12 protein-coding genes are annotated in these 14382 nt (G+C 62.4%); 10 read left to right on the plus strand and 2 right to left on the minus strand.

What is annotated here, in order from left to right; all coding sequences use genetic code 11:
• Window positions 1–184 precede the first annotated feature (184 nt).
• A complete protein-coding gene (locus DOM57_RS15105; protein ID WP_110650020.1) occupies window positions 185–1267 on the minus strand; it encodes a 3-deoxy-7-phosphoheptulonate synthase in 1083 nt (360 codons plus the stop codon).
• A gap of 391 nt (window positions 1268–1658) precedes the next feature.
• Between DOM57_RS15105 and rpoE the strand changes: the two genes are divergently transcribed.
• The 10 genes from rpoE to pdxJ all read left to right on the plus strand — a co-directional run bounded on the left by rpoE (window position 1659) and on the right by pdxJ (window position 12149).
• Window positions 1659–2264 (plus strand): RNA polymerase sigma factor RpoE, encoded by a 606-nt coding sequence (gene rpoE, locus DOM57_RS15110; protein WP_110650021.1) that lies wholly within the window; start codon window positions 1659–1661, stop codon window positions 2262–2264.
• A 162-nt stretch (window positions 2265–2426) separates the two neighbouring features.
• Window positions 2427–3176 (plus strand): sigma-E factor negative regulatory protein, encoded by a 750-nt coding sequence (locus tag DOM57_RS15115; RefSeq protein ID WP_110650022.1) that lies wholly within the window; start codon window positions 2427–2429, stop codon window positions 3174–3176.
• Window positions 3176–4189 (plus strand): MucB/RseB C-terminal domain-containing protein, encoded by a 1014-nt coding sequence (locus DOM57_RS15120; RefSeq protein ID WP_110650023.1) that lies wholly within the window; start codon window positions 3176–3178, stop codon window positions 4187–4189. Before DOM57_RS15115 ends, DOM57_RS15120 begins: the two co-directional genes overlap by 1 nt.
• 267 nt (window positions 4190–4456) lie before the next feature.
• Entirely contained in the window at window positions 4457–5875 is a 1419-nt protein-coding gene (locus tag DOM57_RS15125) for a DegQ family serine endoprotease (RefSeq protein WP_110650024.1), read from the plus strand.
• A 186-nt stretch (window positions 5876–6061) separates the two neighbouring features.
• Window positions 6062–7879 (plus strand): translation elongation factor 4, encoded by a 1818-nt coding sequence (gene lepA, locus DOM57_RS15130; RefSeq protein WP_110650025.1) that lies wholly within the window; start codon window positions 6062–6064, stop codon window positions 7877–7879.
• Between the two features lie 11 nt (window positions 7880–7890).
• Window positions 7891–8679, plus strand: coding sequence for a signal peptidase I (gene lepB, locus DOM57_RS15135; protein ID WP_110650026.1), 789 nt, complete (start codon window positions 7891–7893; stop codon window positions 8677–8679).
• A 145-nt stretch (window positions 8680–8824) separates the two neighbouring features.
• The gene (gene rnc, locus DOM57_RS15140) at window positions 8825–9538 is read left to right on the plus strand and encodes a ribonuclease III (protein WP_420820236.1); all 714 of its coding nucleotides are present in this window, start codon (window positions 8825–8827) and stop codon (window positions 9536–9538) included.
• Window positions 9535–10434, plus strand: coding sequence for a GTPase Era (gene era / locus DOM57_RS15145; protein ID WP_110650028.1), 900 nt, complete (start codon window positions 9535–9537; stop codon window positions 10432–10434). The genes rnc and era overlap by 4 nt, the downstream gene beginning before the upstream one ends.
• 6 nt (window positions 10435–10440) lie before the next feature.
• Window positions 10441–11151 (plus strand): DNA repair protein RecO, encoded by a 711-nt coding sequence (recO, locus tag DOM57_RS15150; protein WP_110650029.1) that lies wholly within the window; start codon window positions 10441–10443, stop codon window positions 11149–11151.
• Window positions 11152–11354: 203 nt separating this feature from the next.
• On the plus strand, window positions 11355–12149 hold the full coding sequence (pdxJ, locus tag DOM57_RS15155) for a pyridoxine 5'-phosphate synthase (RefSeq protein ID WP_110650030.1): 795 nt from the start codon (window positions 11355–11357) through the stop codon (window positions 12147–12149).
• Here the strand turns inward: pdxJ and DOM57_RS15160 are convergent.
• Window positions 12143–14287, minus strand: coding sequence for an Hpt domain-containing protein (locus DOM57_RS15160; protein ID WP_110650031.1), 2145 nt, complete (start codon window positions 14285–14287; stop codon window positions 12143–12145). The two genes, pdxJ and DOM57_RS15160, sit on opposite strands and share 7 nt — an antisense overlap.
• Window positions 14288–14382: the final 95 nt, after the last annotated feature.

The raw sequence follows: 14382 nt of genomic DNA on the forward strand, positions 1-14382 counted from the left end.
AATCCTCACATATAAACCCATATGCTGCGCTCCGTGCGCCTTGCGACGGAGTGCCGCCCACTTCATCCTGCTCGCCGATTTACTCAGTATTCCCGGGGTGTCGCAATAGAAAATCCTGGACAGTAAACGAAAGCGCCCGATACCAGTGGCATCGGGCGTTGTCGTTGAGGATGGACAGTGGCGCTCAGTCGTCGGCCGTCTGGCGGCGTTTGAGCGGCTGCGCCAGCGTCTCGGCCATCTGGGTCAGCGTGCGTTCGGTGGTCGGCCAGTCGATGCAGGCGTCGGTGATCGAGACGCCATACTCGAGTTGACTGCGATCCTCGGGAATCTTCTGGCTGCCCCAGCCGATGTTGGATTCGATCATCAAGCCGATGATCGAGCGGTTGCCGTCGAGAATCTGGTGGGTCACGTTCTCCATCACCAGCGGTTGCAGTGCCGGGTCCTTGTTGGAGTTGGCATGTGAGCAATCCACCATCAGATTGGCTTTCAATCCGGCCTTGTGCAGTTCCTGCTCGGCCAGGGTCACGCTGACGCTGTCGTAGTTGGGCTTGCCGTTGCCGCCGCGCAGTACCACGTGGCCGTAGGCGTTGCCCCGGGTGCGGATGACCGCGACCTGGCCGGCCTGATCGATACCCAGGAAATTGTGCGGGCTGGCGACCGACTGCAACGCATTGACGGCGACATCGAGACTGCCGTCGGTACCGTTCTTGAAGCCCACGGGACCGGATAGGCCCGAGGCCATTTCGCGGTGCGTTTGCGACTCGGTCGTGCGCGCCCCGATCGCCGACCAGCTGATGCAGTCCTGCAGATACTGTGGCGAGATCGGATCGAGCGCCTCGGTGGCCAGCGGCAGGCCGATCTCGGCCAGGTCGACGAGCAGATGCCGGGCGATGTGCAGACCTTCTTCGATATCGAAGGAGTCGTTGAGATGGGGGTCGTTGATCAGCCCTTTCCAGCCCACCGTGGTTCGCGGCTTTTCGAAATAGACGCGCATGACGATATAGAGGCTGTCGCTGACGGCATCGGCAAGCCGACGCAGACGCCTGGCGTAGTCGCGGGCGGCATCGGGATCGTGAATCGAGCAGGGGCCGACCACGACCAGCAGGCGCGGATCCTCGCGATCGAGAATGCGCTGGATGGTCTGGCGGCCTTCGATGACTGTCCGCTGTGCCGCTTCGCTGAGCGGAATGTGCTGCTTGAGCACTTCGGGGGTGATCAGGACGTCCTGAGACAGGACGTTGAGATTGTTGACCTGCTGTTCCGACATGCTGGGCCCGTTGGTTCTTCTACTGAATGCGCGTGGAGCGCGTACTATGGCGGCTGCACGGTACAAAAATCAACTTCGAGAGTGCTGACAAGCGACTGCGCTCGTGCTCGTGACGCTTGTTAGTATCCTTTTTCGGTCACTTCTGAAGATTGCATGCCGCTATTCCATGCCACTATCGCGCGACTTGATGGTTGGCCGCAAAACAGGAACACTGGATCGGTTTCGCCGCGTGCTTATCCACCGTTTCTGTTATAAGTTGCACGCCTGTCACCGAATCGTGAGTCCCAAGGCTCCAGGTTGAATCATGAGCGTATCGTTACCCAATCACCATTATCGTCACCGCTGTGTCCTTTTGCGATGTGCTGCGCCCATGAACATGGGGAGGAGTTGAATGGGTGCCAGAGAGACCGATCAACAACTCGTCGAGCGCGCCCAGAAGGGGGATACCCGAGCCTTCGATCTACTGGTCAAGAAGTATCAGCACAAGATCCTCGGCCTGATCGGCCGTTACGTCCAGGACCACGCCGAAGTTCAGGACGTAGCCCAGGAAGCCTTCATCAAAGCGTATCGCGCCCTGGGCAGTTTTCGCGCCGAGAGCGCGTTCTACACCTGGATGTACCGCATCGCCATCAACACGGCGAAGAATTATCTGGTGTCGCGAGGGCGGCGGCCGCCGGGCAGCGACCTGGACATCAGCGACGCCGAAGTCGTCGATCAGAGCGGGCGGCTGTCGGATATCGAGTCACCGGAAGCGGCCATTGCCCGTGACCAACTGGAAGCGGCGGTGTTCGAGGCGATCGAGAACCTGCCGGACGACTTGCGTACCGCCATCACGCTGCGGGAATTCGACGGTCTCTCCTATGAGGACATTGCCACCATCATGGAGTGCCCCGTCGGCACGGTGCGTTCACGCATCTTCCGCGCTCGGGAAGCGGTCGACAAACATATCCATCCGTTGCTGGAGCGAAGTGCGCAGGATGCCGCGAACGAATCTTGAAATCGCACGGCACTTTTTGACGATAAAGATGAATCGAAAATGAACTGTTGGCGATTTCCATCGTCATACAGGAGCAAGCAGAACACTGATGTCGTTGAATGGCGACGTGTCGCCTTCATTCAACACGTGGCAAGCCGCAAGGCCGAGTGTGAGGGTGTGACTATGAAGCAGGTACGTGAGTCGTTTTCCGCGCTGATGGACAACGAAGCCGACGAATTCGATCTACGCCGGGTTCTCAAGAGCCTGGGAAGCGCATCGGAAGAGTCGGACACGTGGCGACGCTACCATTTGGCTCGCAGCATGATGCAACGCGAGCGGGACGCGGTCGTCAACATCGACATCTCCGGGGACGTGATGGCAGCGCTGGCCGATGAACCCCAGCCGCTCTCGGCGCCGGGGCACGAATCGACGAAACGTCACTCGTTCTCCTTCATGGGCGGTGCTGCGGTGGCCGCGGCGGTATCGCTGATGGTGATCGCCGGCGCCCAGGTCTACAACGGTCGATTCGCCGGTGATACCGAGAGCTCCCCTGACGTCGCCAGTGGTACCGTGCTGCCGCCCTCGAGCGGTACTCAGCCATCGTTTGCGTCCGAGACCTCGTCCGGCGGCAATGGTGTCATGCCCGCCTCTATGCAGGCGCCTGCCTCCGACGGGCTGCCGTATTTCTCGGCCAACGGCGCCGGCAGCGGCCTGATGACGATTGGCGAGAACGTCATGTCGCCGATGTTTCTTTCCTCCGGTTCCGAGCAGCCAAGCATCGATAGAGAGCAGGCGGAAACGTTGCAGTCCTATCTCGAACGTCACTCGCTGGGCGCGGCCTACAGCACTGGCGATAGTTGGATGCCGCTGCTGCGCGCGCCGGGTACGTATGCCAGCCAGTTGAACAGCATCGGAGCCACGGAAACGCGCTGATGTCGCTGCACCGCGTAGGGAGCGTTGCGCTGTTGATGGCGGTCTCGGTCGGTGCCGCGGTAGCGCAAGACTCACCCTCGTCATCTCCGGCCGCTGAAGAAACGTTCGATTGCGCTCGAATGGCGGAAGTCGACAAGGACGACGCGACACCGGAGGCACTCTTCGAGCGGAGCCTGTGGGCGGGGCATTGCTATCGCTTCAGCGCAAGAGCCGTGCGTATCAGCTTCGACGGCGTTCGCACACTGGCGCTTACCCACTCGATCGACCAGGGCATCGAAACCGAGGCCGCGAGATTCCTCGATGGTCCGCCGGTGGCGATCGAAAAGCGCGGCGGGGTGAACAAAAGGGCGGCTGGCAGCGGCGTGCTCGACTTCTCCACCGGCATGTCGCCGGCCCAGTTGGCCCGCCACGTGGCCCGGTACTACCGCCTGCAACCCGTTGAACTCGAGCGTATCGCCGGGCGAGCGGCCTGGCGGCTCGATATCGAGCCGCAGGACTCCCTGCGCTATGGCTATCGGCTGTGGCTCGATCGGGAAACCGCACTCCCGCTCAAGCAGGAGATGATCGATATCAATGGCCAGGTCATCGAGACCTTCCAGATCACCGAACTTCAGAACCCTGAGCTCTATCAGGGAGTCTTGAGCCTGGGACCCGAGCGCAATCCGACAACGTCGCCTTGGGATGCCCAATGGCTGCCCGCCGGATTCATCGCGCAACCGGTTCCCGCGCGCAGTCCCGGAGAGATGGCGCGTACCGAACATCGTCTCTACAGTGATGGCTTGACCAGCATCAGCCTGTTCGTGGAGCCGATTACCGGTTCGCGCCCACCGCTCAAGGCCGGCGTGCATCGGCTCGGTATTTCCTTCGCTGCCGTGTCACGTCGTGCACGACGGGCGCCCGATGCAGATTCTAGTGCTGGGCGAGGCGCCTGCGGAAGTCCTGGCGCGGATCGCCGTTCAGGTGAGCTGGAGCGGCACCGGAAACGCCGGTGCCGCCACGGCCAATACGGGTGAGGGTGCGTCCAGGGATGATCCTTCCTCCGCCGACACTGGCTCCTGAATTCCTACCGACTTGCCGGCCACTCAATGCAAAGAATCTTTACATCTCATTGAACTCTTCACGTTTTTTCGCATCAATGGGAGTGGCAGCGACATCCCGTCGGCGGATGTCCGCCATTCCGATGGCGCAAGGTTCAGTCGGTAGGTGTTATCCCTTGCGTTCGTCATCATGTTCATCAACGTACGGCTCGCTTCGAGTCTTCACGATGTTAGGAGTGCTTAATGGAACGCATGACAAGATGGTTCGCTCCCTGGCTGCTGATGGCCGTGGCCTTGCTGTCAGTCCAGACGGCTCAGGCGCGCGAACTGCCGGACTTCACCGAACTGGTCAAGCAGGCCGCCCCCGGCGTGGTCAACATCTCGACGACCAGCACGATCAGTGCCGCGAGCGGTCCTTACGCTCAACAGGACATCCCCGAGATCTTTCGGCGGTTCTTCGGTGACCAGATGCCGCCGATGCCCGGCATGCCCGGCGGCAACGAGGAACGCAAGTCGCTGGGCTCCGGATTCGTCATCCGCAAGGACGGTTACATTCTGACCAATGCGCACGTGGTCAAGGATGCCGACGAGATCATGGTGCGCCTCAACGATCGGCGGGAACTGCCCGCGAAACTGGTGGGTTCCGATGCGCGCACCGATGTGGCGCTGCTCAAGGTCGATGCCGATGATTTGCCGACATTGAAAATCGGCGACTCGGATGACTTGCAGGTCGGCGAGTGGGTGGCGGCCATTGGCTCGCCGTTCGGCTTCGACCACTCCGTGACGGCGGGCATCGTCAGCGCCATCAATCGCACGCTGCCTAGCGACACCTACGTACCGTTCATCCAGACCGACGTCGCGATCAACCCCGGTAACTCCGGCGGTCCGCTGTTCAACCTGGACGGCGAAGTGGTGGGTATCAACTCGCAGATCTATACCCGTAGCGGCGGTTTCATGGGGCTCTCCTTCGCCATCCCGATCAGTGTCGCGATGGACGTCGCCGACCAGTTGCGCACCGAAGGCCATGTCAGCCGTGGCTGGCTCGGCGTCGTGATCCAGCCGGTCTCCAAGGATCTGGCCGAGTCCTTCGGGCTCGACGACACGCGCGGCGCCCTGGTCTCCGATGTCACCGACGACAGCCCGGCCAAGAAAGCCGGCCTGAAGGCGGGCGACGTGATCCTGAGCGTCAATGGCGAGGCCATCGACGACTCCACCACCTTGCCCCGACTGATCGGTCGGGTATCCCCCGGCGACGACGTCAAGCTCAAGGTCATGCGTGATGGCGACCAGCGCAACATCGATGTCACCGTCGGCGACTGGCCGGAGGAGATGACCGCGGATGGCTCGTCGTCAACCGGCAAGGCGACCGACGATCAGGCCAAGCTGGGTATCGCCATCAGCGATCTCAACGATCAGCAGAAGCAGCAACTCGACATCGACAGCGGCGTGCTCGTACGTCGTGTCGATCCGCGCGGTGCCGCGGCGGCTGCCGGCATTCAGCCGGGGGACGTGATCGTCAGCTTCGATCAGAAGCCGGTCGACAACGCCGACCAGTTGATCGAAGCGGTCAAGCAGGTCGACGAGGATCGGGCCGTACCGGTGCGCATCGTGCGTGACGGCAACTCGTTGTTCGTGGCGCTGCGATTGAAGGCCCAGGACTGAACGCCCCGCGACGCAACGTACGCGGAACCCGCAGCCCCGCCCGTTCAGGCGGGGCTGTGTGGTTTCGGCGTGTCGCTGTCCTTGGTACCGCCATGTCGGTACAATGCCGCCATTTCGTAATCAACCGCGCGACCGCAAACCACGCACTGTGTCCGTCAGCGCGTACAAATGACCGGTAAGGACTCAATGGCAGACGCCGCAAGTAACGAAAAGCTCAAGTACATTCGGAACTTCTCGATCATTGCCCACATTGATCACGGCAAGTCCACCTTGGCGGATCGCATCATTCAGGTGTGCGGCGGGTTGAGCGACCGAGAGCTCAAGGAGCAGGTACTCGACTCGATGGATCTGGAGCGCGAGCGCGGTATCACCATCAAGGCGCAGTCGGTGACGCTCGACTACCTGGCCCGGGATGGCAACACCTATCAGCTCAATTTCATCGACACGCCCGGACACGTCGACTTCTCCTACGAGGTATCGCGCTCGCTCTACGCCTGCGAGGGCGCCTTGCTGGTGGTCGATGCCGCCCAAGGCGTCGAGGCGCAATCGGTGGCCAACTGCTATACCGCCATCGAGCAGAATCTCGAGGTCCTGCCGGTACTCAACAAGATGGACCTGCCGCAGGCCGATCCCGATCGGGTCGCCCACGAGATCGAGGAGATCATCGGGCTCGAGGCCCAGGACGCGGTACGCGTTTCGGCCAAGAGCGGGCTCAATATCGACGAGCTGCTCGAGCGACTGGTACGCGACATTCCGCCGCCCAAGGGAGACCGCGACGGCGACCTTCAGGCACTGATCATCGACTCCTGGTTCGACAATTACCAAGGGGTCGTATCGCTGGTGCGCATCTTCGACGGCACGCTGAAGAAGGGCGACAAGATCCGCATGAAGTCGACCGGCGGCGACTGGGAGGTGACCGATATCGGTTACTTCACGCCCAAGCAGAATTCCACCGGTATCCTGCGTGCCGGCGAGGTGGGCTTCGTCATCGCCGGGATCAAGGACATCCACGGGGCGCCGGTCGGCGATACCATCACCCATACCAGGACCAAGGACGTGCCGCGCCTGCCTGGCTTCCAGAAGGTCAAGCCGCAGGTTTACGCCGGCATGTTCCCGGTGAGTTCCGACGATTACGAGGATTTCCGCGACGCGCTCGAAAAGCTGGCGCTCAACGATGCCTCGCTCGACTACGTGCCCGAAAATTCCGATGCTCTCGGCTTCGGCTTCCGTGTCGGCTTCCTCGGCACGCTGCACATGGAGATCATCCAGGAGCGCCTGGAGCGGGAATACGATCTCGACCTGCTGACCACGGCACCGACGGTCATCTACGAACTGGTGATGGACGATGGCGAGGTGCAATACATCTCCAACCCGTCGAAGCTGCCGGATCTGGCCAGCGTCGCCGAGATGCGCGAACCGATCGTGCGTGCCAATATCCTGGTACCGCAGGAGTTCGTCGGCAACGTGATTTCCGAATGCGTCAATCGGCGCGGCGTGCAACTGGACATGCAGGTGCTCGGCAACCAGATGCAGCTGGTCTATGAACTGCCGATGGCGGAAGTGGTGATGGACTTCTTCGATCGGCTCAAGTCGATCTCCAAGGGCTACGCCTCGCTGGACTACAGCTTCGAGCGCTTCGAAGCGGCCAAGCTGGTACGCCTGGATATCCTGATCAACGGCGACCGTGTCGATGCCCTGGCGCTGATCATCCATCGCGACCACGCCCACTCACGTGGCCGAATCCTGGTCGACAAGATGAAGGAACTGATTCCGCGGCAGATGTTCGACGTCGCGGTGCAGGCGGCGATCGGCGGCCATGTCGTGGCGCGCTCGACGGTCAAGGCGCTGCGCAAGAACGTCACGGCGAAGTGCTACGGCGGCGATGTCACGCGCAAGAAGAAACTGCTGGAGAAGCAGAAAGCCGGCAAGAAACGCATGAAGCAAGTGGGGCGTGTGGAAATTCCCCAGGATGCGTTCCTCGCCGTCCTCAAAGTGAACGAGTAGGAAAACGTCTCATGGATTTTTCGTTGTTACTGGTGTTGGCGGTTGCCATCACAGGGCTCGTCTGGTTACTCGACAGCCTGTTCTGGCGCCGCGCTCGCCGCCAACGCCAGCGGGCCGCCGCCGCAGAGAAGGGTGATGACAAATCGGTCACCTACAAGGACCCCTGGCCGGTCGATTATGCCCGTTCCTTCTTTCCGGTCCTGCTGGTCGTTCTGGTGCTGCGCAGTTTCGTGGTCGAGCCGTTCCAGATCCCTTCCGGTTCGATGCGGCCGACGCTGGAAGTCGGCGATTTCATCCTGGTCAACAAGTTCGCCTATGGGTTGCGCCTGCCGGTGATCAACACCGAGATCGCCGATGTCGGCGAACCGCAGCGTGGTGACGTCATGGTGTTCCGCTTTCCGCAGGACCCTTCCGTCAACTTCATCAAGCGCGTCATCGGTCTGCCGGGCGATCATATCCGCTACGAGAACAAGCAGCTCTACGTCAACGGTGAGCCGGTGCCGAAGTCACTGATCGACCCCGAACCGGCCGAGGCCCCCGGAGAAGAGCGCTACCAGGAGCAGCTCGGCGACGTCGAGCACAGCATCTTCAACAACCCGCAGATGCCGGGACCGCAGATGCGCGAGATCGTGGTGCCCGATCACGAATATTTCATGATGGGCGACAACCGCGACCACTCCAACGACAGTCGCTATTGGGGTTTCGTGCCGGAGGCGAACATCGTCGGCAAGGCGTTTGCGGTGTGGATGCACTGGGATGGCGGCTTGCCTAGCTTCAGTACGGTACGCCAGATAGACTGAATTCGAGAATGCGTAAATTCTGAATTAACGATAAACGCGGTAGCGCTACCCATGGTCTTGATCGGTCATGGGTATACGCTAGCGTGCCAACGGATTCGCTCAGCGGGCGACGGACTGACCCGCGCCCGCTTTGCAAACAAGACCAATGAAAAATGGGAATGACGTGAGTGATCCTCTACAAGGCTTCAGTCGGCGTATCGGCCACGAATTTCACGATCCGGCGCTGTTGGAGCTGGCTTTAACTCACCGCAGCGTCGGCGGTGCCAACAATGAGCGACTCGAGTTCCTGGGCGACTCGATCGTCAACTTCGTCATCGGCGAGGCGTTGTTCAAGCGCTTTCCCGCGGCCCGGGAAGGGCAACTGTCACGTTTGCGCGCCGGTCTGGTGAAGGGGCAGACACTGGCCGTGGTGGCGCGCGAGTTCGAACTCGGTGGCTGCCTGCGCCTGGGGTCCGGTGAAATGAAGAGCGGCGGCCACCGGCGTGATTCGATCCTCGCCGATGCGCTGGAAGCGGTGATCGGCGCGATTTATCTCGATGCCGGCATGGATGTCGCCCGTAGTCGTGTGCTGGCCTGGTTCGGCACCCGGCTGGAGTCGATCGATCTGCACAATACGCAGAAGGACCCCAAGACGCGACTGCAGGAATTTCTTCAGTCGCGTCAACAGGCGCTGCCGCGTTACGAGGTGATCTCGGTGGAAGGCGAAGCGCATGCCCAGACTTTCAGCGTCGAATGCCACGTCGCCATGCTGGGCGAGACGCCGACGCTGGGCGAGGGCACCAGCCGGCGTCTCGCCGAACAGCAGGCCGCCGAACTGGCGCTGGCCAAACTCGAACCTACCAAGAGCAAGCGCGGATGACACAGACTTGTGGCTTCGTCGCCATCGTCGGGCGTCCCAACGTCGGCAAATCGACGCTGATGAACCGTATCCTCGGACAGAAGATTTCCATCACCTCGCGCCGTCCGCAGACGACGCGGCATCAGATCATGGGGATCAAGACCGTCGACGAGGCGCAGTTCATCTACGTCGACACGCCCGGCATGCATCTGCAGACCGGCGATCGCAACAAGGCGATCAACCGTTTCATGAACCAGGCCGCGTCGCAGGCGCTGCGCGACGTCGATTGCGTCGTGTTCCTGGTCGACCGCACGCGCTGGACCGACGAGGATCAGGTCGTGCTCGACAAGCTCACCCACGTCGAGGCGCCGGTCATTCTGGCGGTCAACAAGGTCGACTGGCTCGAGGACAAATCCACGCTGCTGCCGTGGCTGGAGTCGCTCTCCGCGCGGCGTGAGTTCGCGGCGATCGTGCCGATTTCGGCCAAGCACGGCACCAACGTGCCGGAGCTGGAAGCGGAGGTCGCCAAACGCCTGCCCGAGGGCGTGCATTACTTCCCCGACGATCAGGTCACCGACAAGAGCCAGCGCTTCCTGGCGGCCGAACTGGTGCGCGAGAAAGTCATGCGTCAGCTCGGCGACGAACTGCCGTACCAGATGACCGTCGAGATCGAAGAGTTCCGCGAAGAGGACAAGGTGATCCACATCAGCGCCCTGATGCTGGTCGAGCGCCAGGGGCAGAAAAAGATCCTGATCGGCGACAAGGGCGAACGGATCAAGAAGATCGGCATCGAGGCGCGTCAGGAGATGGAACGTGCCTTCGACAGCAAGGTCATGCTCAACCTGTGGGTCAAGGTCAAGCGCGGCTGGTCGGACGACGACCGGGCACTGAAGAGCCTGGGCTACGATCTCGAGTAGGCGTCCATGCAACCCCAGCCGGCCTATCTGCTGCACAAGCGCCCCTACCGCGAAACCAGTGCGCTGGTCGACGTGATCACGCTCGAGCATGGACATGTCCGCGCCGTGGCGCAGGGGGTGCAGCGGGCCGGCAGCAAATCGCGCGCCAAGCTGCAGCCGTTCACGCCGCTGCACCTGACCTGGATCGGTGAGGGCGATCTCAAGCGCCTGCGCATGATGGAGACGACCCAGAGCGCCGTGCTGCTGGCGGGGGAGGGGCTGTTGTGCGGGCTCTATGCCAATGAGCTGCTGACCCGGGCGCTGCCCGTCGGCTTGCCGGTGGGCGAAGTCTTCGCGATCTACGCCTGGGCGCTCGATCGTCTCACCCGCCCCGCCGAGCGCGCGCCCACGCTGCGGCGTCTCGAAATGACGCTGCTGGAAGCGCTGGATGCCGAGCCGGTCTTTCTCGATCAGGACGACAGGCCGCTCGATCCGGCGGGCCGTTACGTCTATGCCCCCGACATCCGTCGATTTCGACCGGTCGCTTCCCGGCAGCCCGGCTGGGATGGACGCAGCCTGAAACTGCTGGCGCGCGGCGACTGGGAGGCTCCGGGGCTCGCGGGGCTGAGCAAGGGCCTGGCGCGCGCCGCACTTGCGCCGCTGATCGGCCAGCAGCCGCTGCGCTCGCGGGAACTGATGCAGCGACTTAGCGAACGGCGCCGGCGCAGCACGACCTGAGAGAGTGTTTACAAAAGGGCTGCATCGGCAATACAGCGTTGAAATCGTCCTCACAATGCTCATTTACACCCTGTAAACTGCGCTTGTTCAGACGATTTCGCCTTGTCTTGCCTTCGTTCGCCTGTTTTGTAAACACCCTCTGAGCCGCCGTGTCTGTCGACTTCCGAAAACCAACAACCCGTCATGCCAAGGATTCCCACACCATGATCGCCACCCGCATCCAACTCGGCGTCAACATCGACCATGTCGCGACACTGCGCCAGGCGCGCGGCACCCGCTATCCCGATCCCGTGCAGGCGGCGTTGCTGGCCGAGGAGGCGGGAGCCGACGGTATCACGCTGCACCTGCGTGAGGATCGCCGGCACATCCAGGAGCGCGACGTCGAACTGATCGCGGCGGTGCTCAATACCCGCATGAATCTCGAAATGGCGGTCACCGAAGAGATGATCGCCTTCGCCGAGCGGTTGCGGCCGTCCGATGTCTGCCTGGTGCCGGAGAAGCGCGAGGAGCTGACCACCGAAGGCGGGCTGGACGTGGTGGCGGGGCGCGAGGCGATCGCCGAGGCCTGTCGTCGATTGACGGCCGCGGGTTGTCGGGTGTCGCTGTTCATCGACCCGGAGCCGGCCCAGATCGAGGCGGCGCACGCCGTCGGCGCGCCGGTGGTCGAGCTGCATACCGGAGCCTACGCCGAGGCCAGCGGCAGTGCCGTGCAAGTGGAGTACGAGCGACTGGCGGCGGCGGCGGAATTCGCGGGGGAGCTGGGGCTGATCGTCAACGCCGGCCATGGCCTGCATTATCACAACGTCGAGGCGATCGCGGCCATTCCCGGTATCCATGAGCTCAATATCGGCCATGGCATCATTGCGCGGGCGCTGTTCGTGGGGCTCAAGGAAGCGGTAGCCGAAATGAAGCGCTTGATGATTGCCGGCCAGGATGCCGGATTGGTCGCGCAGATCGAATCATTCGAGGGCGATCACGACCACGCGCACGCTCACTGATCGCTCGCATGATCGTGGCAGGCCGCGTCGACGATCTTGCGCTCATCGGCCCACGAAAGCAGCCGGTCACAGGCCGTCAGCAGTGTCTGCCACTCGGTTTCACAAGCCATCAGTCCGTCGCTGCGCAGTCGGGTTTCAAGCGCTTCGCAAGCCGCGGAGAGCGCCGGCACGCCGCAATAGCGGCAGGCGCCGCCCAGTTTGTGCACGGCCTCGCTGAACGCGGCGCTATCCCGTCGTCGCCATGCCCGGGCCAGCTGGCGGCGCTGGCCGGGTAACTCTCCGATCAGGCGCGCCAGCATTTCGTCGGCCAGGGTTTCCCGGCCGCCGCTGAGATGCAGCGCCAGCTCGCGATCCACCACGGGGCGTGTTGCCGCGTTGGCATCGGCGAGGCCGGCGGTCCGTGTGCCGAGGACAGCGGATGCCACGGCAGCAGTCATGCGATGAGTCGACGCCAGCGGCAGATAGCGCGACAGAAGCTGGCGGAGCCGCCTTTCATCGAGAGGTTTGACGATCAGGTCGTGGAAGGGCCGCGCGTAGGTCGTCCAACGAGTGTGGGCCCCGGCATCTGCCGTCATGGCGATGATCGGCTTGTCTCTCCACTCGCCGCCCAGCGCCCGCAGACGCTTGCTCGCTTCGACACCGCAAGCCTCGCCAAGGTGTAGATCCATCAGCACCAGATCGATTTCATGGCTCGCGGCCACGCCGAGTGCCTTTTCGACACTGCCGACGATCAGTGGCCTGGCGCCGACGATCGGCATCAGCGCATCCAGATAGTGTTGACTGAGCTCGTCGTCGTCGACGACCAGAATGCGCGCATGATGCGGCGTCGCTGATGCGCTGTTGGCTTGTTCGAGATCGGACTCGGCCGGGCGCACGAAGGGTTCGCGGGTACCCAGCTCGATGCGGACAACCACGGTATTGCGGTCCGCCGAACGCGGCTCCAGGCCTATCGAGCCGTTCAGGTCCGTGGTCAACCGGCGACAGATCGCCAAACCCGTGCCTTTGCTGGCGTCCGTGACCGGCGTGCTGCCCGCGAGCGCTCGACGCAGGCGCCGGCGGTGCTTTTCGTCGCCGTTGTCGCTGCTTTCGACACTGATGCGCAACCGGACGCGATCGCCATCTCGGTGGTCGAGGACGACGTGGGTGATGGCATCTCCCCGGCCTGCGTATTTGATCGCGTTGTTGATCAGGTTGGTCAACAATTGCCGAACGGCGATCGGGGAACCGACGAGGTGCGGTGGCACCTCGTCATGGACGATGCCCAGCAGCACGATGCCCTTCGCTTGGGCCAACGGTGCCTGAAGGCTGTTGATCTCCCACAGCAGATCGGCGATATCGAAAACATTCTCCGCCTGACGGCGCCGGTCGTCCCCGAGTACGTGATCCACCGTGTCCAGCAGCCCGTTCGATGCCAGCTGGATGTGCCGAAGCCACGCACGCTGCTGCCTATCGAGCGAGGTGTTTTCCAGCAGGCGGCAAAACCCGAGCATTCCCGAGAGTGGCGCGCGAAGCTCGTGACTCACGTACGCCAGATCGTCGCTGGCCGGCCCCGCGCCGCCGGTCGGCTTCCCACCGTCGCCGGTGTCGGGAAGTGCAGATTCGATATTACGGCGCCGCGCCATTGCGAGAGTGGCGATCAGCAGCAGGATGACGGCTGCCAGCATCAGCAGCCAGGAGCCATGAAAGTGCCAGCGTTCCGTGGACGAAGCGCCCGGTTCGAGACGGAGATCCAGCCACCATTGCTGTGCTGGACCGGTTGAAGCGAATAGCGGAAGCGGCAAGAACCAACGCAGGTCGTCGCCCCGTTGCCGGATTTCGTCGAGATCCACGGCAGCTGCCGACGAAGCGTTGGGTGGAAGGTCGCCGAAGTCCCGTTCGTCGCCATCCGGGGTGCGCAGCGTGGCATTACGGATTCGAGGGTCGCTGACCAGTCGCGCCAGCAACTCATGGATGCGCGCTGCATCGTCGTGTTGGATGGCGTCGGCCAATGAAGGTGCCAACTCCCGGCTGATGGTGCCGATTCGCTGTAACGTCACGCGCTCGTCGGCTCGGTGCATTTCCCAGAAATGCCAGCCGGCAGAGGCAAAGAGTAGCGTCGCGAACAACAGCGACAACGATGTCAGCCAGCGTGAAGCCATCGAAAGCGAAAAACTCCGTACGTTCGTACCTGATCTATCGGCCACGCGGCCAGGATTTATATGGTTTGTTTCATCATATCCGCTTTATGTTGGTT

Origin of the sequence: Salinicola peritrichatus, assembly GCF_003206715.1 — a bacterium.
Lineage (GTDB): Bacteria > Pseudomonadota > Gammaproteobacteria > Pseudomonadales > Halomonadaceae > Salinicola > Salinicola peritrichatus.

Bases quoted from the DNA above. Each gene is read 5' to 3' on its own strand.
- pdxJ (WP_110650030.1), top strand. From the start codon at position 11,355: ATGATCGCCACCCGCATCCAACTCGGCGTCAACATCGACCATGTCGCG.
- rpoE (WP_110650021.1), top strand. From the start codon at position 1,659: ATGGGTGCCAGAGAGACCGATCAACAACTCGTCGAGCGCGCCCAGAAG.
- DOM57_RS15125 (WP_110650024.1), top strand. From the start codon at position 4,457: ATGGAACGCATGACAAGATGGTTCGCTCCCTGGCTGCTGATGGCCGTG.
- recO (WP_110650029.1), top strand. From the start codon at position 10,441: ATGCAACCCCAGCCGGCCTATCTGCTGCACAAGCGCCCCTACCGCGAA.
- DOM57_RS15160 (WP_110650031.1), bottom strand. From the start codon at position 14,287: ATGGCTTCACGCTGGCTGACATCGTTGTCGCTGTTGTTCGCGACGCTA.
- DOM57_RS15105 (WP_110650020.1), bottom strand. From the start codon at position 1,267: ATGTCGGAACAGCAGGTCAACAATCTCAACGTCCTGTCTCAGGACGTC.
- rnc (WP_420820236.1), top strand. From the start codon at position 8,825: ATGAAAAATGGGAATGACGTGAGTGATCCTCTACAAGGCTTCAGTCGG.
- DOM57_RS15115 (WP_110650022.1), top strand. From the start codon at position 2,427: ATGAAGCAGGTACGTGAGTCGTTTTCCGCGCTGATGGACAACGAAGCC.
- era (WP_110650028.1), top strand. From the start codon at position 9,535: ATGACACAGACTTGTGGCTTCGTCGCCATCGTCGGGCGTCCCAACGTC.
- lepA (WP_110650025.1), top strand. From the start codon at position 6,062: ATGGCAGACGCCGCAAGTAACGAAAAGCTCAAGTACATTCGGAACTTC.
- lepB (WP_110650026.1), top strand. From the start codon at position 7,891: ATGGATTTTTCGTTGTTACTGGTGTTGGCGGTTGCCATCACAGGGCTC.
- DOM57_RS15120 (WP_110650023.1), top strand. From the start codon at position 3,176: ATGTCGCTGCACCGCGTAGGGAGCGTTGCGCTGTTGATGGCGGTCTCG.